At 70.3% G+C, this 16768-nt stretch carries 17 protein-coding genes; 9 read left to right on the top strand and 8 right to left on the bottom strand.

The window, feature by feature from the left end:
* Positions 1 to 76: 76 nt before the first annotated feature.
* Both AB0J16_RS20185 and AB0J16_RS20180 read left to right on the top strand, forming a co-directional pair.
* The gene (locus tag AB0J16_RS20185; protein ID WP_358541316.1) at positions 77 to 1486 is read left to right on the top strand and encodes an ATP-binding protein; all 1410 of its coding nucleotides are present in this window, start codon (positions 77 to 79) and stop codon (positions 1484 to 1486) included.
* A complete protein-coding gene (locus tag AB0J16_RS20180; protein WP_358541313.1) occupies positions 1483 to 2667 on the top strand; it encodes a tetratricopeptide repeat protein in 1185 nt (394 codons plus the stop codon). Before AB0J16_RS20185 ends, AB0J16_RS20180 begins: the two co-directional genes overlap by 4 nt.
* Before the next feature lie 67 nt (positions 2668 to 2734).
* Here the strand turns inward: AB0J16_RS20180 and AB0J16_RS20175 are convergent, their stop codons facing one another.
* Entirely contained in the window at positions 2735 to 3400 is a 666-nt protein-coding gene (locus tag AB0J16_RS20175; RefSeq protein ID WP_358541310.1) for a helix-turn-helix domain-containing protein, read from the bottom strand.
* Between the two features lie 42 nt (positions 3401 to 3442).
* The gene (locus AB0J16_RS20170; RefSeq protein WP_358541307.1) at positions 3443 to 4897 is read right to left on the bottom strand and encodes an MFS transporter; all 1455 of its coding nucleotides are present in this window, start codon (positions 4895 to 4897) and stop codon (positions 3443 to 3445) included.
* Between the two features lie 201 nt (positions 4898 to 5098).
* On the opposite strand from AB0J16_RS20170, the gene AB0J16_RS20165 reads away from it, so the two are divergent.
* Positions 5099 to 5746 carry a TetR/AcrR family transcriptional regulator gene (locus tag AB0J16_RS20165; RefSeq protein WP_358541304.1) on the top strand — a complete coding sequence of 216 codons (648 nt, stop codon included), beginning with the start codon at positions 5099 to 5101 and terminating at the stop codon, positions 5744 to 5746.
* A gap of 11 nt (positions 5747 to 5757) precedes the next feature.
* Here AB0J16_RS20165 and AB0J16_RS20160 read toward each other — a convergent pair whose 3' ends face one another.
* Together AB0J16_RS20160 and AB0J16_RS20155 are read right to left on the bottom strand one after the other, a co-directional pair.
* Positions 5758 to 5952: a ferredoxin gene (locus AB0J16_RS20160; protein WP_358541301.1), complete on the bottom strand. Its 195-nt coding sequence runs from the start codon at positions 5950 to 5952 to the stop codon at positions 5758 to 5760.
* A gap of 14 nt (positions 5953 to 5966) precedes the next feature.
* On the bottom strand, positions 5967 to 7184 hold the full coding sequence (locus AB0J16_RS20155) for a cytochrome P450 (RefSeq protein WP_358541298.1): 1218 nt from the start codon (positions 7182 to 7184) through the stop codon (positions 5967 to 5969).
* A gap of 218 nt (positions 7185 to 7402) precedes the next feature.
* Here AB0J16_RS20155 and AB0J16_RS20150 point away from each other — a divergent pair, with 218 nt between their 5' ends.
* The 4 genes from AB0J16_RS20150 (at position 7403) to AB0J16_RS20135 (ending at position 9313) form a co-directional block, all read left to right on the top strand.
* Positions 7403 to 7873: a hypothetical protein gene (locus AB0J16_RS20150; protein WP_358541295.1), complete on the top strand. Its 471-nt coding sequence runs from the start codon at positions 7403 to 7405 to the stop codon at positions 7871 to 7873.
* An 89-nt stretch (positions 7874 to 7962) separates the two neighbouring features.
* Positions 7963 to 8280, top strand: a complete 318-nt coding sequence (locus tag AB0J16_RS20145) for a hypothetical protein (protein ID WP_357952112.1) — start codon at positions 7963 to 7965, stop codon at positions 8278 to 8280.
* Between the two features lie 3 nt (positions 8281 to 8283).
* A complete protein-coding gene (locus AB0J16_RS20140; protein ID WP_358199743.1) occupies positions 8284 to 8577 on the top strand; it encodes a hypothetical protein in 294 nt (97 codons plus the stop codon).
* Between the two features lie 85 nt (positions 8578 to 8662).
* Positions 8663 to 9313, top strand: a complete 651-nt coding sequence (locus tag AB0J16_RS20135) for a hypothetical protein (protein WP_358541292.1) — start codon at positions 8663 to 8665, stop codon at positions 9311 to 9313.
* Between the two features lie 36 nt (positions 9314 to 9349).
* Here AB0J16_RS20135 and AB0J16_RS20130 read toward each other — a convergent pair whose 3' ends face one another.
* The 4 genes from AB0J16_RS20130 to AB0J16_RS20115 form a co-directional block, all read right to left on the bottom strand.
* Positions 9350 to 9676 (bottom strand): STAS domain-containing protein, encoded by a 327-nt coding sequence (locus tag AB0J16_RS20130; RefSeq protein ID WP_358541289.1) that lies wholly within the window; start codon positions 9674 to 9676, stop codon positions 9350 to 9352.
* 188 nt (positions 9677 to 9864) lie between these two features.
* Positions 9865 to 10758: a carbohydrate ABC transporter permease gene (locus AB0J16_RS20125; RefSeq protein ID WP_358541287.1), complete on the bottom strand. Its 894-nt coding sequence runs from the start codon at positions 10756 to 10758 to the stop codon at positions 9865 to 9867.
* A 1-nt stretch (position 10759) separates the two neighbouring features.
* Positions 10760 to 11686 (bottom strand): sugar ABC transporter permease, encoded by a 927-nt coding sequence (locus tag AB0J16_RS20120; RefSeq protein ID WP_357952107.1) that lies wholly within the window; start codon positions 11684 to 11686, stop codon positions 10760 to 10762.
* Positions 11683 to 13020, bottom strand: a complete 1338-nt coding sequence (locus AB0J16_RS20115; RefSeq protein WP_358541284.1) for an extracellular solute-binding protein — start codon at positions 13018 to 13020, stop codon at positions 11683 to 11685. The genes AB0J16_RS20120 and AB0J16_RS20115 overlap by 4 nt, the downstream gene beginning before the upstream one ends.
* Positions 13021 to 13297: 277 nt before the next feature.
* Here AB0J16_RS20115 and AB0J16_RS20110 point away from each other — a divergent pair, with 277 nt between their 5' ends.
* Entirely contained in the window at positions 13298 to 15727 is a 2430-nt protein-coding gene (locus AB0J16_RS20110) for a glycoside hydrolase family 3 N-terminal domain-containing protein (RefSeq protein WP_358541281.1), read from the top strand.
* Positions 15711 to 16736, top strand: coding sequence for a substrate-binding domain-containing protein (locus AB0J16_RS20105; protein ID WP_358541279.1), 1026 nt, complete (start codon positions 15711 to 15713; stop codon positions 16734 to 16736). The genes AB0J16_RS20110 and AB0J16_RS20105 overlap by 17 nt, the downstream gene beginning before the upstream one ends.
* Positions 16737 to 16768 lie beyond the last annotated feature (32 nt).

Raw genomic sequence — 16768 nt, 5'->3', positions numbered from 1 at the left:
CCCCTGTCTGAGCTGATTTCGGTATCTTGCGTAGTTCAGGACCGACCGAAACCACCCGCTACAGAAGGGACGGCACGTGCTCGACGATGCCGGTCTCCAGGCGCTCCGCGAGGCGGCCCGCCTATCCCCGGACAACCTTCCCCTGCGGCAGCACCTGGCCGGGCAGCTCCTGGCCAAGGGGTATCTCGGCGAGGCCGAGGCCGAATACCGCGCCGCGCTCGTGCTCGCGCCCAAGGACGCGGGCATCATGGCCGGGCTGGCGGAGGCGTTCGTCCGGCAGAGCGCCTACGGTGCCGCGCTGGCCGCGCTCGAGCCGTTGCTGGCCTCGCCCGGCTACCCGCCCAAGGTGGGCGTGCTGGCGGCTCGGGCACTGCTCGGCGAGGGGGACACCGCGCGGGCGGGCTACCGCTACCACGAGGCGGTCTCCCGCGATCCGTCCGTGGGAGACGCCGACCTGGCCGCCCGGCTGTCGGCCCCGCCCGCCCCACCGTACGGGGCACCGGCGCCTGCCGCTCCACCGGCGCCTCCCGGGCAGTCCTACGCCGCACCGCCCCCTCCCACTGGACAGGCTTACGCGACGTCGGCGCCCGCACAGGTGGACGGCGCCACTGCCGAGGTCGAGCGCTCCAAGCTCAACTTCGCCGACGTGGCCGGTATGGAGGCGGTCAAGGAGTCGCTGCGGGTCAAGCTCCTGCTGCCGATCCAGCAGCCGGATCTGTTCGCCGCCTACGGCAAGCGCGCCGGTGGCGGAGTGCTGCTGTACGGCCCGCCGGGAGCGGGTAAGACGCACCTGGCCAGGGCCGCCGCCGGAGAGCTCGGCGCGTCGTTCGTCAACGTCGGCCTGGCCGACATCCTGGACATGTACATCGGCTCCAGCGAGCGCAACCTGCGGGCCACGTTCGAGCTGGCCCGGCGCAACCGGCCGTGTGTGCTGTTCTTCGACGAGGTCGACGCGCTGGCCGCCCGCCGCTCGGACATGCGCCAGGCGCACACGCGGCAGCTGGTCAACCAGTTCCTGGCCGAGCTCGACGGCGTGGACCAGAACGCCAACGAAGGTGTCCTGGTGCTGGCGGCCACGAACGCCCCCTGGTACGTGGACGTGGCGTTCCGCCGTCCCGGCCGGTTGGACCAGCCGGTGTTCGTCCCGCCGCCCGACCCGGCGGCCCGCGCGGCCATCCTGCGCCTGCTGTGTCGTGACAAGCCCCTGGCCGAGATGGACTTCGACGCGGTCGCGCGGGTCACCGACCATTTCGTCGGCGCGGATCTGAAGGGCGTGGTGGACCGGGCGGTGGAGGTCAAGCTCCAGCAGTCGATCAGCGCGGGCCGTCCCATCCCGCTGTCGACGCCCGACCTGCTGACGGCGGCGCAGAGCGTACGGCCGACCGCGGTTCGCGAATGGATGGCCACCGCGCGCAACTACGTGATGCACTCCAACGACTCCGGCGCCTGGGACGAGCTGCTGCCCTGGGTCAAAGCCAAGTGGTGACCACCGCCGATCCGGTACGGCGGGCGCGGACCCTGCTGGGGATGCGCCGTCCGGCCGAGGCCGAGCGGGAGCTGCGCGGCGCGCTCGCCCAGGATCCGCAGCACGTCACCGCGCACTCCTTCCTGGCGCTCGCCCTCGCCCAGCAGGGCGTCGTGGCCGAGGCGGTCGAGGAGGCGCATGAGGCGATCCGGCTGGCGCCCGACCAATGGCTCACCCACTATGTGGCCGGACAGGTGCATCAGCTCGCCCGCCGGCCCGACGAGGCGATGGCAGCGCTCCACGTGGCCCTTGAGCTCGAGCCCGAGTACGCCCCGACCTGGGAGCTGCTGGCCCGCGTCCACGTGTCCAAGAGTCAGTGGCACCAGGCGGCCGAGGCGGCGCGGCGCGGGCTGGCCATCGATCCGCAGGAGTCGGACCTGGTGAGCCTGCTGGCGGTGGCGCTCACCGAGCTCGGGGAGGCGGAGCAGGCCACGTCCGCGGCCGCGGACGCCGTGGGGCTGGACCCGGAGAGCGCCATCGCGCACCTGGCGTACGGCCGGGCGGCGCTGGCCTTCGGCGATCCCCGACAGGCGGCGGACGCCTTCCGCGAGGTGCTCCGCCTCGACCCCGGCTTCGACCAGGCCAGGGATCTCCTGGTGACGGCGCTGAAGCAGCGCAATCCGCTCTACCGGCGGCTCGCGCGGCTGCGGGGCGGGTTCCGTGGCGGCCGGCTGGTGTTCCTGCTGCCCGCGGTCCCGCCGCTCGTCGTGGTCTTCATCATCATCGCGCTCCTGCACTGGGTGGCGTGGGTCGCCGAGGCGTGGACCACGCTGCGGCTGGCCCGTGCCAAGGACACCCGGCTGCTCTTCGAGGGCGCCGAGGCCCGCGTGGCCGTGCTGTGCTGCGGTCTGGTGGCCGTGGGCGCGGCGGTGCTCGTGCTGGGCGTGGCGCTCGGTCAGGACACGGTCGGCACCGCGGGCGTGGCCGTCATGGCCTTGGTCACCGCGGTCCAGGAGGCCGTGCACACCGGCTCGGCGCGCGGACGGGCGATCCTGTACGGCTGGACGGGCCTGCTCGTCCTCGCCATCGTCACGGCGACGATCCTGGCCTCGACGGGCGTGGCGCTGCTGAGCGTGTACGCCGGGCTGGCCACGATCTGGGTGGCGGCAGGAGTACGGCGCGTGCTCGGCCACCACGGCTAAGGCGCACGGCGCACACTCGGCCACCACGGCTGGCGGTTCGCCACCGCCGCGGCCACCACAGCTGGCGCTACTCCCGCAGGGCGGAGCTGAGCCCGGTGATGGCGGTGATCAGGTTGTCCCCCAGCCGCCGCCAAGCCCGCTCGGCGGTTCCGGGGTCCGCCCGGCGGTCGGCCAGGTCGGCTTCCAGTTCGGCGCTCATGTGGACGATCAGCTGCCGGATCATCGCGCCCCGCTGCGCGGAGAGCTCAGGGTCGGCGGTCCGCCCGGGCGGCTGGCCGAGCTCTTCCAGGCGGCGGAACGACGGCATGTTCAGATGCGCCTGGATCGTGTATTCGCGCAGGCTGGGCTCCACGACGGCCTGGGCGAGGAACCGGCCGTACCAGGACGGCGTGCCCACGTCGATGTGATGCTCGATGCTCGGCAGGACGAGGCAGGTGGCCCAGTCCCGCAGGGACATCTCGCCCGACTCGCCCAGCGCGGCCACCATCGCGACGCGGTGCTTCTCGATCGCGGCCATGTGCCGGGCCAGGATCGCGTGGATGAGCTCGTCACGGGTGCTGAAGTGGTATTGCACCACCGACTTGTTGCGCTGGCCCGCCGCCTCGCCGATCTTCCTGATCGACACGTTCGCGAACCCGTGCTCCGCGTAGAGCCGCTCCGCGGTGTGCATCAGTTTGTCCCTGGCGAGCGCGGAGCGGGGCGAGATCGAGGTGGCCGTCTCGGAGAGCGTCACGTTGCACTGACCTTCATGACCGTTGTCCGACCTCGCTCTGGTTCACCGCGCGCTGGTCGCGGTCCCTGCCTCCACCGGGGCCAGATTACCCCTATCGCGGCCGCTCGGGATGAACACGGCGATCAGGAACGCGGCCAGCGCCGCGCCGCCGCCGATGATCATGGCGACCCGGAAGCCGGTGAGGGACGGCAGTTCGGCGGGGCCGAAGCGGATGACCATGTTGGCCAGGACGACCGAGATCACCGCGCTGGAGGTGGAGGTGCCGATCGAGCGCATGAGGGCGTTCAGGCCGTTGGCCGCGCCGGTCTCCGACGCCGGGACGGCCGACATGATCAGCGCGGGCATGGCGGCGTACGCGATGCCGACCCCGGCGCTGATGACGCAGGTGAACACGACGATCTGCCAGACCCCGCCCATGAGCGCGATGCCCAGGAAGTAGCCGACGGCGATCACGAGCGAGCCCGTCATGAGCGACACCTTCGGGCCCCGCGCGGCCGACAGCCGCGCCGCGAGCGGCGAGGTGGCCATCATCACCAGGCCGCCCGGCGCCATGCACAGGCCGATCACCAGCAACGACTGGCCGAGGCCGTATCCCGTGGCCGCCGGCATCGCCAGCACCTGGGGCAGCACCAGCGACATCGCGAACATCGAGAAGCCGACCGTGATGGAGGCGAGGTTCGTCACCAGCACCCGGCGGCGGGCGGTGATCCGCAGGTCCACCAGGGGCCGCCGCGCGCGGAGCTCCCACACACCCCACAGCAGCAGGATGACCGCGGCGGCGGCGAACAACCCGAGAACCGTTCCACTCGTCCAGCCCCAGTCGCCGCCCTTGGAGATGGCCAGCAGCAGGCACACCAGTCCGGCCGTCAACCCGACCGCGCCCAGCAGGTCGAAGCGGCCACCGGTGCGCAGCGGCGACTCCGGCACGATGGCCAGCACCAGTCCGGCCACCACGGCGCCGAGCACCGCCGAGACCCAGAACAGCACGTGCCAGCCGATGTGCTCGGCGAGCAGCGCGGCGCTCGGCAGACCCAGCGCGCCGCCCACGCCCAGCGAGGAGCTCATCAGCCCGATCGCTGAGCCGAGCTTCTCGGGGGGAAGTTCGTCACGCATGATGCTGATGCCCAGCGGGATGACGCCGGCGGCCGCGCCCTGAAGGGCCCGGCCCACGATCATCGGGGTCAGCGAGTTACTGAGCGCGCAGACGACCGACCCGGTCACCAGCAGCCCGAGGCAGAGCACGAGGATCAGCCGCTTGCCGTACATGTCCCCCAGGCCCCCGAACACCGGGGTGGCCACGGCACCGGCCAGCAGGGTGGCGGTGATGGCCCAGGAGGTGTTCGACGGGGTGGCGTGCAGCAGGGTCGGCAGCTGCGGGACCAACGGGATGACCAAGGTCTGCATGAGCGCGACCACGATGCCGGCGAACGCCAGCACCGCCACCGTCAGGCCGCCGCGTGGCGCCCGCACCTCGGTCCCAGGGACCAGCGTCGTCATCGACGTCCTGTCTCGATCGTTGCGATATGGGGCTCTATGACCAGTCCCCCTTGTGCGCCGCGCTCACGCCTGCCCCCTTTTTGGGTACGCGAAGATCACGCGGCGGCCATCCTAACCGTAAGGCGATCGCCTCAATAGAGTCAAGCAGTTGACTTAATCAAGGCGCTCCCTCTACGGTGCTCCCACGACCGTGCGGAGGTAATGGTGACCACGACCAAGCCCGAGCGTGGCGGCGAGACCCGCGAGCTGCTCATGACGACGGCCGAGCGGCTGTTCGCCGAGCACGGGGTGGCGGCGGTGTCCAACCGCCAGGTCAGCGAGGCGGCGGGGCAGGCCAACAACTCCGCGGTCGGCTACCACATCGGCACGAAGACCGATCTCGTGCTCGCGATCGTCCGCCGGCACGCCGAGCCGATGGAGCGGCGGCGCGCCGAGATGCTCACGACGATCACGGATTCGGCCGGCCTGCACGAGTGGATCGCCTGCCTCGTACGCCCCGTCACCGAACACATAGCCGACCTGGGCACCCCGACCTGGTACGCCCGCTTCGCCGCCCAGGTCACCACCGACCCCGCCTTCCGCAAGCTCGTCACCGACGACACGATCACGTCCTCGTCGCTGCGGCAGACCCTCGACGGGATCTCCCGGCTCGTACCCGACCTGCCCGAGCAGGTACGACAGGAGCGCAAGGACATGATCCGGCACCTGCTGGTGCACATGTGCGCCGAGCGGGAGCGCGCGCTGCACGAGGGCACGGCCACCCCGCACGCGACGTGGGACGCCGCCGCGACGGGGATGATCGACGCGATCACCGGCCTGTGGCTGGCCCCGGTCAGCGCCACTCCCTGATCAGGCGGAGGTCACTCCACGAGCCGGATGGCCGAGGCGGGACACCCCGCGGCCGCGACGCGCACCGCCTCATGCTGCTCCGGCGGGGGCGCCTCGTTCACCACGACGACGATGCCGTTCTCCTCGCGCTGGTCGAAGACCTGGTCGGCGGTCATCACGCACATCCCGCTGCCGCAACACAAGTCCTGGTCGGCGATGACCTTCATGACAAGTCCTCCAGTTACCACGTGACCCAGACGTCCTGCAGCCCGCCGGAGATCCCTCCGGTACGGAGCTTGAGGTCGTCGGGGGCGTCCCGCAGCCGCAGGCTCGGCAGCCGCTGGGCCAGCGTGCCCAGCACGACCTGAAGCTCCATCCTGGCCAGGGGCTGGCCGATGCAGAAGTGCGGCCCCGCGCCGAAGGTGAGGTGCTGGTTGGCCTGCCGCCGCGGATCGAACCGCTCGGGCTCGGGGAACTTGCGCGGGTCCCGGTTGGCCGAGGGCGCGCTGGGGATCAGCGTCGTCCCCGCGGGCACCGTCACGCCGCTCAGCTCGACGTCCTCGGTGATGAACCTGGGCACGCCGATCGCCGAGAGCGTGCTGTCCATGCGGAGGACCTCTTCGACCGTGCCCTGGATCAGCTCGGGATCGTCGATCACCGCCTCGAAGCGCTCCCGCTCGGAGAGCACCATCGCCGCCATGATGGCGATCATGTTCGACGTGGTCTCGTGCCCGGCCAGCAGCAGCCCGCGTACGGTGGCGATGAGCTCGGCGTGACTGAGGCGGCCGTCCTCGCTGTCGGTGATCTGCGTCAGCTCGCTGAGCAGGTCGTCGCCCGGGTTGGCCCGGTTGCGGGCGATCAGGTCGGAGACGTAGGCGTTGAAGTCCTCGTACGCCTGGTCGACCTCCTCCTGGGTGTTACGCGTCAGGGTCAGCATGGTGCTCGACCAGTGGGCGAACTTGTCCTGGTCCTCACTGGGCGCGCCGACCAGCGCGCAGATGACGCGCACCGGAAGCGGCAGTCCCAGCCCGGCCGACAGGTTCGCCGGGGAGCCCTTGGCCACGAGGCCGTCCACCAGGTCGTCGGTCATCGCCTGGATCCTGGGGCGCCACACCTCCATCCGCCGGACCGTGAACCAGCGGCTGAGCAGCCGCCGCCACCGCAGGTGCCCCTCCCCCTCGCTGATGTTCTCGCTGCCCATCCGGCGCCGGCTGAACAGGCCGCCGTCCTTCGTGGTGGACATGCGGGCGGCGCCCTCACGGGCGAGGTTGCGGCTGAACCGCGGGTCCGAGATCACCGCCCGGGCGTCGTCGTACCGGGTCACCAGCCCGGCCACGTCGCCGCTGGGCAGCCGGACGTGCGCGACAGGACACTGCTCGCGCAGTTCCGCCAGCTCCGCGGGGGGCTCCAGAGCCGTGGCCCGGGTGAAGGGATAGTCAGGAATCGCCTCAGCAGTCATCGTGCCCTCCAGTTCGGGAACCTGATCGAACTCACCTTAAGTCGCCTGCTTTATTAAGGCAACCTCCTTGAAATGGCCCTCGGATGCCTTTCCAGGCCGCCTTTGGTGCATAACGGGCTTCGCGGTCGGCGGGTGGTGCGGCTGACCGGCGACGGGCGACCGTCGGGCGCGGGGCCGTCGCGGAGCGTCGCGTGGGAGCTAGGCTCAATAGATCGGAAATGTGGGAGAGAAGGGACCCGATCATCGTCAACGACCACTTTCCCTCGTCCGAGGGCCCGCGGCGATCGGCGCGCCGGCGCGTGACTGAGGCGGCGATCCTCAGCAGCCATGACCAGAGCCGGGCCGACATCGCCCAGTGGACCTGCCCGCACGGGCAGCACGCCGGGCACGGCTGCGTCACCTGCTACGAGGTCTCGGCCGACGCCGATCCGGCGTTGCCGTTGTGGGAGGTCGCGGTCTGGTTCACCTCGGCGCGGCCGATCCCGATCAAGACCCTGCACGACGTACACCGCCACGGCCGCCGCTTCGCGCTGGACCAGCCGTCGACCCCCCTGGTCTACCTGCTGAGCGGGCAGATACGCGCCGAGCTGGGCGCGGAGGCGGTGGCGGGCATGGTCGGGTTCCTGCTGCAGAACCAGCACATCGTCGACGAGTTCATCGTCACGGAGATCCGCGCCGTCCACTCCTGAGGCCCGAATGGGTAGGGGACTACTCAGGTGCGGCGCTCCATTCCTCCTCACTCTTGGCTTAACGGCACAACCAAGAGAGAGGGGGCGCGATGGCCGTCACTCGAATCGACTGGCATTGGTTCTCCGCCTGGGGAAACGGCTACCACACGGTCGATGTCAACCTTCCCCCGGCGCTGGTCGGCACGTCGGTCTCGCTGTACGGCGCGACCGGGGGCGGGACGCAGTACGCGGGGATCAAGCACTTCCGGCGCAGGCTCGACTCCGGCGCCGACCAGGACGTGGACTTCGGCGAGTGGCCCTCGTGGCCGCCGCTGGTCTTCGACCGCGTCAGCAGCGTCACCCTGGCGATCGCCACGGGCACGGATCAGACCGGCTGGCTGCTCGCGCGGCTCGACTTCTGGGGGTGAGAGATGGAATTCAGGTCAACGGGCGGCGGTCGGGTCGCCTACGTCAAGAGCTGCGTCCTCTATGACGCCGACGGCGTGATCCAGCATGTCCATCACGTCGTGGACATGGAGGGCGTCGAGGAGACACCGGAGAGCGTGGTCGCCGAGCGGGCGCTCGCGCTGGCCAGGGATCGCGGGCTGGACTACGCCGCGCTGCGGACGCTGCACGTGGACCCGTCGCTGATCAGCGGCCCGGTGCACATGCGGGTCGACACCTCCAGCGGGGCCCTGGTGACGGAGGAGTCTTCCACCCTTTAGCCACGGTCCCGGCCGACCGGCGCCTGGCTCCGCTGCCAAGCCGGTGTCAATCTCCGTGCAAGCGGGTGTCGTTAGCGTCGCCGGTATGTCACGACGATGGTTATTCGGTGCCGGCGCGGCGACCGCGGTCGCCGCGCTGCTGGCCACATCCTCTCCGGCGGCGGCCGTCACCGCCGCCCCGAACACAGCGGCACCGGCGGCCACGCCGGCGAAGGTGTCCAACAAGCTGTTCCACGCGTGGCTGCGGCGCGACCGCGCGGCGGCCGCGAAGGTGGCCACCCCGGCGGCGGTGAATTCGATCTTCTCCTACGTCTACCGCGCGCCCGACGAGTTCGCGGGCTGCGCCGGCAACGCGTGCCGGTTCGTCCACACCAGCGTGCGGGTGCCGGGCGGGCTCAACGGCCTGCTCATGATCGTCTCAGGCTCGAAGGTGACCCGGGTCTACCAGTCGCGCCACGTGACCAAGCCGGCGGTGGCCGCCAAGCAGCTGCTCACGGCCTGGCACCAGAGTGATCGCAACCTCGGCCTCGAGGTGGCCTCGCAGCGGGCGGTCGCCAAGCTCTTCCGCGTCAAGTACGACCCCAAGGGCGTCACCTACTACTTCCAGGGCTGCACCAAGGAGCCGAAGGGCTACGGTTGCGCCTACTCCTACGACGGCGGCGCCCTGCTGATGCACCTCAAGGGCTCGGTCACACGCGGGTACGACGTCCAGTCGATCGGCTACATCGCCGACTGACCGTTTCCGATTTCCGAGAACCCGGGGAGATAGGGGTCACACCACGATCGGCAGGCTGCGGTCCAGCCCGGACACGCGCAGGAGGTTGAGCATGAACGGGCGGGGCCCGGCCAGGGCGAGCGTGATGCCCTGCGCCCGGGCGCGGTGCTGGATGCCGACCAGGATGCCCAGGCCGGTGGCGTCGCAGAACGACACCCCCGACAGGTCGATGATGAGCGTGCTGGTGGACGTCGTCAGGGCCGCCACCAGGCTCTGCCGAAGCTCCTTGCTGGTGAAGATGTCGATCTCACCGCTCAGCTGGATCGTGGTCGGAGCGGACGCTCCGACGGCCCTGGGAAGCGGTACGGCGTGCGTGATGGTCATGATGATCCCCCATCGAGGTCCGAGCTCAGCGTGCCCCGTCCATGCCTCTGGAGAGACCCGTGGGCGACGCTGACCTGAGTGCCAACGCACGAAATGTCCTCGGTGGGATGAGTTTATCGCATTTCGCGGTCAGCATTCGGAATGGTGTATTGGAGGATTCATTAACCAAAAAGGGATATTTCGCGCGATTATTTACTGAAGCCCGCCATGAGGCCGCTGAGGAGTTGACGCCGGCCCACCACGTACAAGGTCAGGATCGGCAGCGTGGTCAGGACGACCGAGGCGAGCACGGCCGGCACGTTGATGCTGTACTGGCCCTGGAAGGTCCACAGAGCCAGCGGCAGGGTCCGCTTGTCCGGGCTCTGCGTGAGGATCAGTGGCAGCAGGAAATTGTTCCAGATCGTCAGCGCGTTGTAGATCGTCACCGTCACCACGGCCGGCCGGGACAGAGGGAAAGCCAGGCGCCAGAGCGTCCCCCATTCGGTGGCGCCGTCCATCCGCATCGACTCGAACAACTCCTTCGGGACGTCGCGGATGAAGTTGGACAGCACCAGCACCGACAGCGGGATCGCGAAGGCGATCGACGGCAGGATCATCGCCAGCAGGGTGTCGTAGAGGTGCAGCCGGATGATGATCAGATAGATCGGGATTACCGTCGCCTGCAGCGGGATGGCCAGGCCCATCAGGAACAGGGAGTTGACCGACCGGATGAACCGGCGGGAGGAGGAGCCCCGCACGATCGCGTAGGCCGCCATGAAGGAGACGCCGACCGCGGGGATCACCGCGCCGACGGTGACGATGAGGCTGTTGACGAAGTACTGGATGAAGTCGGACTCGATGACCATGCGGTAGTTGGCCAGGGTCGGCTCGGTCGGCGGCGCCAGCGGGTTCATCGCGTAGTAGTTGCTCTGCGTCTTGAAGCTGGTGATGACGATCCAGTAGATGGGCACCACCACGACGACCAGCCAGAGCCACCCGGTCGCGCCGCCCAGCCAGTTCCAGTGACGGGCGGGCGCGTCGCGTTCGTGCCGGGGCCGCTGGGCGCTGGTCCGCTCAGGGCGTGTTGTCAGGGTCGTCCCCATGTCAGGCCCCTTCCATCTGGCTGTGGTCGGCCTTGCCGCCGCCGAGCCGGCGCAGCAACAGCGACAGGGCGAGGCCCACGAGGACGAGGATGAGGGCGATCGCGCTGGCCGGGCCCATGAGGTTGGCCTGGAAGCCCCGCTTGTACATGTCCAGGGCGAGCACCCGGGTGGCGTCGCCCGGACCCCCGGCGGTCAGCACGAAGATCAGGTCGAAGAAGGTCAGCGAGCCGACGAGTACGAGGGTCGTGGACGTGATCATCGTGTACTTCAGCTGCGGCAGGGTGATGCTGAAGAACTTGCGGACACGCCCGGCGCCGTCCAGCTCCGCGGCCTCGTACATCGACTTCGGGATCTGCCGTACGCCGCCCTGGTAGATCAGCGAGTGGAACGGGATGAACTGCCAGGACACCACGAAGACCACGACGCCGAGGGCGAGGCCGGGCCGGCCGAGCCAGTCCTGGCTGAGCAGCTCGATCTTCAGTCCGGCGCCGAGGCCGAAGTTCGGGTCGAGCAGCGCCTTGTAGGTGATGGCGATGGCCGCCGAGCTGAGCAGGAGCGGGATGAAGTACAGCACCGACAGCACCGCGCGGTAGCGCTGGGCCCCGGCCAGGAACACCCCGAGCAGGATGCTCGCCGGCGTCTGCACCAGCCAGGACAGCGCCATGATCAGGAACGTCACCCACAGCGCGTGCGGCAGGCCCGGGTCGGTGAGGACGGCGTGCCAGCTGGTGAAGCCCGAGAAGTGGATGTCGCCGATGCCGTCCCAAGTGGTGAAGCTGAGCGCGAGGACCCCGATCAGCGGGATCACCCCGAAGCCCACGAAGAACACCAGCGCCGGAACGGTCAGCCACGCGAGGGGGAGGTTGCGTCCCCCTCGCGCCCGGGCCGATGGCTGACCTGGTCCGGCGGAGGTCGGAATGGTGGTCACTTGCCGATGACCGCGTTCATGTTGGTGGTGAACTGCTGCGGTGAGATCGACAGCTGGAACAGCTTGGCGATGTTGTCGAGCAGCACCTCCGCCGCCGTGGGGCTGAGCGCCTGGTCCCAGGACTGGGCGAAGGTCTTGGCATTGCTGGCGATGCCGTAGACGAACTTCAGCCACTCCGCGTCCTTGGAGGAGCCGAACGCGCTGTCGGCGCCCTTGACGATCGGCACCGAGCCGGCCCCGACCCATGCCTTGACCTCCTCGTCCGAGAGCAACGAGGCGAAGAACTTCTTGGCGATCTCCTTCTGCTCCGGGGTCGCCTTGGCGGAGATCGACATGTACTGGCCGGGGTTGCCGACCGTGTCGCTGGGGTCGCCCTTACCGCCGTCGACCGGCGGGAAGTTCATGTAGCCGAGGCTACCGCCGGAGACGAAGTCGCCGCCGTCGGCGGACATGCTGCCGTACGTCCAGCCGCCGTGGAGCATCATCGCGGCCTTTCCGGTGTACAGCAGCGCCTGGTCGGCGTTGGAGTCCGCGGTGATCGAGGAGAAGCCCTTGATGAACCCGTTGGCCTTGATCAGGGCCTGCATCTTGGTCAGGGCGTCGATGGCGGCCGGGTTGGACCAGGCGTCCTTCTGACCGTCGAACACGGCCTGGAACACCTCGGAGCCGCCGATGCGGTCGAAGAGGAACTCCAGCCACATCATGTTCGTCCAGCGGGACTGCCCGCCGAGGGAGAACGGCGCGATGCCCTTGGCGTTGAACTTGGGCACCAGGTCCATGATGTCGCCCCAGGACTGGGGCGGCTGGGCGCCGATCTGCTCGAAGAGCTTCTTGTTGTAGTACAGGACGATCGGCTGCACGGTCTCGCACGGCATCGCGTAGATCTTGCCGTCCACCGTCGCGGCCCCGAACGAGGACGGGAACAGCCGGTCCTTGACCGCGGCGTTCTGCCCGAACCACGAGGTGAGGTCCTCGACCTGGCCGGCCTGTACGTAGCTGCGCAGGCCGCCGCCGCCCCAGCCCCAGATGATGGTGGGCGCCTGGCCGGCCCCGATCGCCGTCTTGATCTTCGTCTTGAAGGCGTCGTTCTGGAAGGTCGTCCCGGTGATCTGGCCGTTGGGGTTGGCCTTGTTGAACCGCTCCATGGCGGCGGTGCGGATGCCTTCCTGCGGCTGGGTGGACAGGTACCAGTAGGTGGCCTTGGCGCCACCGCCACCACTGCTGGCACCGGGTTTGGTGGGGCCGGAGCTGCCGCAGGCGGCGAGCGCGGCGCCCAGGGGCAGGCCCATCGAGAGGCTGAGGAAGGTGCGGCGAGACGTTGTCCTGGACTCCACGCTGATCTCCGTACTCGAATGCCGGGGGCGGGCCGCGGCTCGTTGATCATGGGATGCGGTGGCCGGCGGTCGTGGAGCAGCACCCCCCGATGCCTCTCCCCCAATCCGCCTTTTAAGTAGGTTCTCGAAACATTTGCGAAATGACCGCGCGGCCGTCAATCTAGATTTCGGCTGTTGACGTGTCAAGACCCAGGAACGACCGGCAAGCGCTACCCGCAAAGATCACTTGACGGCGCCGAAACATTGCGAAATATTGCGGCACTAAGGAGAGCAGCAGATGACGGCTGTAGATCGGCCCCTCGCGGCGGAGCGGGTTCTCCGCCCGTGGCAGGACCAGACGCTCCCCGTGGCCGAACGGGTCGACGCCCTCGTTGCCGAGATGACCCTGGAGGAGAAGGTCGGCCAGCTCGGCAGCCGGTGGGTGGGCAACGACATGCGGCCAGCCGACCAGCCCGATCCGGACCCGGACGTGACCCTCAATGTGGCGCCGATGCAGGACGTGTTCGCCGCGTCCGGGACCATCCCGTTGGAGGAGGCGAGCCGCCACGGGCTCGGTCACCTGACCCGCGTCTTCGGCAGCGGACCGGTCACCGCCGCCGAGGGCGCGGCGGAGGTGGTCCGCCTGCAAAGCTTGGTCGTCGAACGGTCCCGCCTCGGCATTCCGGCGCTGGTCCATGAGGAGTGCCTGACCGGGTTCACGACGTACGGCGCGACCGTCTACCCCGCCGCCATCGCGTGGGGCGCGACGTTCGACCCCGGCCTCGTGGAGCGGATGGCCGCCGCCATCGGGCGGGACATGCGCGCCGTGGGCGTGCACCAGGGCCTGTCCCCTGTGCTGGACGTCGTGCGCGACTACCGCTGGGGCAGGGTCGAGGAGACGATGGGCGAGGATCCCTATCTCGTCTCGATGCTCGGCGCCGCATACGTCCGCGGCCTGGAGAGCGCCGGGATCATCGCCACGCTCAAGCACTTCGCCGGCTACTCCGCCGCGCGGGCGGCCCGCAACCACGGTCCCGTCCCGATGGGCCGCCGCGAACTGATGGACATGATCCTGCCGCCCTTCGAGACGGCCATCGCCGAGGGCGGCGCGCGCTCGGTGATGAACTCCTACTCCGACGTGGACGGCGTCCCGGCCGCGGCCGACTCCTGGCTGCTGAGCGACCTGCTGCGCGAGGAGTGGGGATTCACCGGGACCGTCGTCTCGGACTACTGGGCCGTGCCGTTCCTGGCGACCATGCACGAGGTCGCCGCCGACACCGACGAGGCCGGCGTCCTGGCGCTCAGCGCGGGCATCGACGTCGAGCTGCCCGACACCCTCGGCTTCGGCCCGCACCTGGTGGAGCGGGTACGCCGGGGCGAGCTGCCCGAAGCCCTGGTGGAGCGGGCGGCGCGCCGCCTGCTCACCCAGAAGGTCCAGCTGGGGCTGCTCGACCAGGACTGGACGCCCGAGGGCTCGGTGTCCGCGGCGGACACGGTGGACCTGGACTCGCCGGACAACCGGGCGCTGGCCCGCGAGATGGCCGAGCGGTCCATCGTCCTGCTCGACGGCGGCACCGCGCTGCCGCTGCGCGCGCAGGAGCTGCGCCGTGTCGCGGTCGTCGGGCCGGCCGCGGCCGAGCCGCGCGCCTTCATGGGCTGCTACGCCTTCCCCAACCACGTCCTGCCCCGCCACCCCGGCCTCGGGCTCGGCCTCGAGGCGCCCAGCGTCCTCGACGCCCTGCGGACGGAGCTGCCGGACACCGAGATCCTCCACGAACGCGGCTGCGACGTGCGAGGTGAGGACCGCTCCGGCTTCGCCGCCGCGACGGCCGCGGCCCGCGCGGCGGACCTGTGCGTGGCCGTCGTGGGCGACCTGGCGGGCCTGTTCGGGCAGGGGACCTCGGGCGAGGGCTGCGACGCCGAGGACCTGCGGCTGCCCGGGGTGCAGGAGGACCTGCTGGCCGAGCTCGCCGCCACGGGGACGCCGGTCGTCGTGGTCGTCGTCTCGGGCCGGCCGTACGCGCTGGGCGAGGTGCACGCCGGGGCCGCCGCGCTCGTCCAGGCGTTCATGCCCGGCGAGGAGGGCGCGGCGGCGATCGCCGGGGTGCTGTCCGGCCGGGTGCAGCCCGGCGGCCGGCTGCCCGTCCAGATCCCCCGCCGGCCGGGCGGGCAGCCGGGCACCTACCTGCAGCCGCCGCTGGGCCTCAACAGCCACGGCATCAGCAATCTCGATCCCACTCCGCTGTTCCCCTTCGGCTACGGCACCTCCTACACCTCCTTCGAGGTCGGCGACCTGCTGATCAGCGACGCCGAGGTGCCCACGGACGGGGAGTTCACGGTGTCGGTCCGTGTCCGCAACACCGGTGGCCGGGCGGGCGAGGAGGTCGTCCAGCTGTATCTGCACGACGTGCTCGCCCAGGTGACCCGGCCGGTGCGGCAGCTGGCCGGGTTCGCGCGGGTCCGGTTGGAGGCGGGTGCGAGCGCGTGCGTGCGCTTTCGCGTACACGCTGACCGGACCGCCTTCACCGGCCGTGACCTGCGGCGGATCGTCGAGCCCGGGGACGTCGAGGTGCTCGTCGGCACCTCCGCCGCCGACCTGCCGTGCCGCGGCGTCATCCGGCTGACCGGCCCGCTGCGGACCGTCGGTCGCGGCCGGCGGCTTGTCACACCCGTGGACGTGGACCCCGTGGCAGGGAAACAGGAGGGCAGAGATGCCGGTCAGTCCTAGGCGGGCCACGCTGGCCACCGTGGCGGCCTCGGCCGGCGTGTCCGTCGCGACCGTCTCCAAGGTGCTCAACGGCCGCAGCGACGTCGCGCCGGCGACCCGCTCCCTGGTGCAGTCCCTGCTGCAGCAGCATGACTACGTCGCGCCGTCGCCGCGCCGGACCGAGGCGACCGGGGTCGCCACGATCGAGGTGCAGTTCGACACGGATCTGACCGCGTACTCCGCCGAGATCATCCAAGGCGCGGTCGAGGCCGGGGCCGAGGTCGGCATCGGGGTCGTGATCAGCATCCGCAGAGGCAGGGAGCGTACCCCCGGGTGGGTCCGCTCCCTGATCTCCGCCGGCCGGCGGGCGCTGATCGCCGTGACCAGCGAGCTGACCTCGGCGCAACTGACCGCCCTGTCCCGGGCTCACCTGCCGCTGGTCGTGATCGACCCGCTGAACCTGCCCAGCGTCCGCGTGACCAGCATCGGCTCGACCAACTTCACGGGCGGCTTCGCCGCGACCCAGCACCTGCTCTCCCTCGGGCACCGGCGCATCGCCTACCTCGGCGGCCCGGCGTCCGCGGCCTGCAACCAGGCCCGCCTGCACGGCTACCGCGCCGCCATGGAGGCAGAGGGAGTGCCCGTGCCGCCCGCGTACGTACAGACGGGGCGCTTCCACTACCACGACGGCATGGTCACCGGCGCGGCGGTGCTCGACCTGGCCCAGGCGCCGACGGCGATCTTCGCGGCCAACGACGAGATGGCCCTGGGCGTCATGGAGGCCGCCCGGGCGCGCGGCCTGCGCATCCCCGAGGACCTCAGCGTCGTGGGCTTCGACGACACCCAGCTCGCCCCGATGGCCTCACCCCCGCTGACCACCGTCCGCCAGCCGCTGCGCGAGATGGGCGGCGTCGCCCTGCGTACGGCGCTGCGCCTGGCGGCCGGCGAGAAGATCGACTCCCACCACGTGGAACTCGCCACCGAACTGATCGTCCGGGGCTCGACCGCTCCGGCCGGCGGACCGGCGTAATTCGCTGGCGTCACCCTTGCGCTCCGGCGGAG

Origin of the sequence: Nonomuraea sp. NPDC049750, from assembly GCF_040659625.1 — a bacterium.
Taxonomy (GTDB): domain Bacteria; phylum Actinomycetota; class Actinomycetes; order Streptosporangiales; family Streptosporangiaceae; genus Nonomuraea.
Note: the sequence above shows the minus strand (reverse complement) of the source record. Positions and strands in the feature narration are given on the sequence as shown.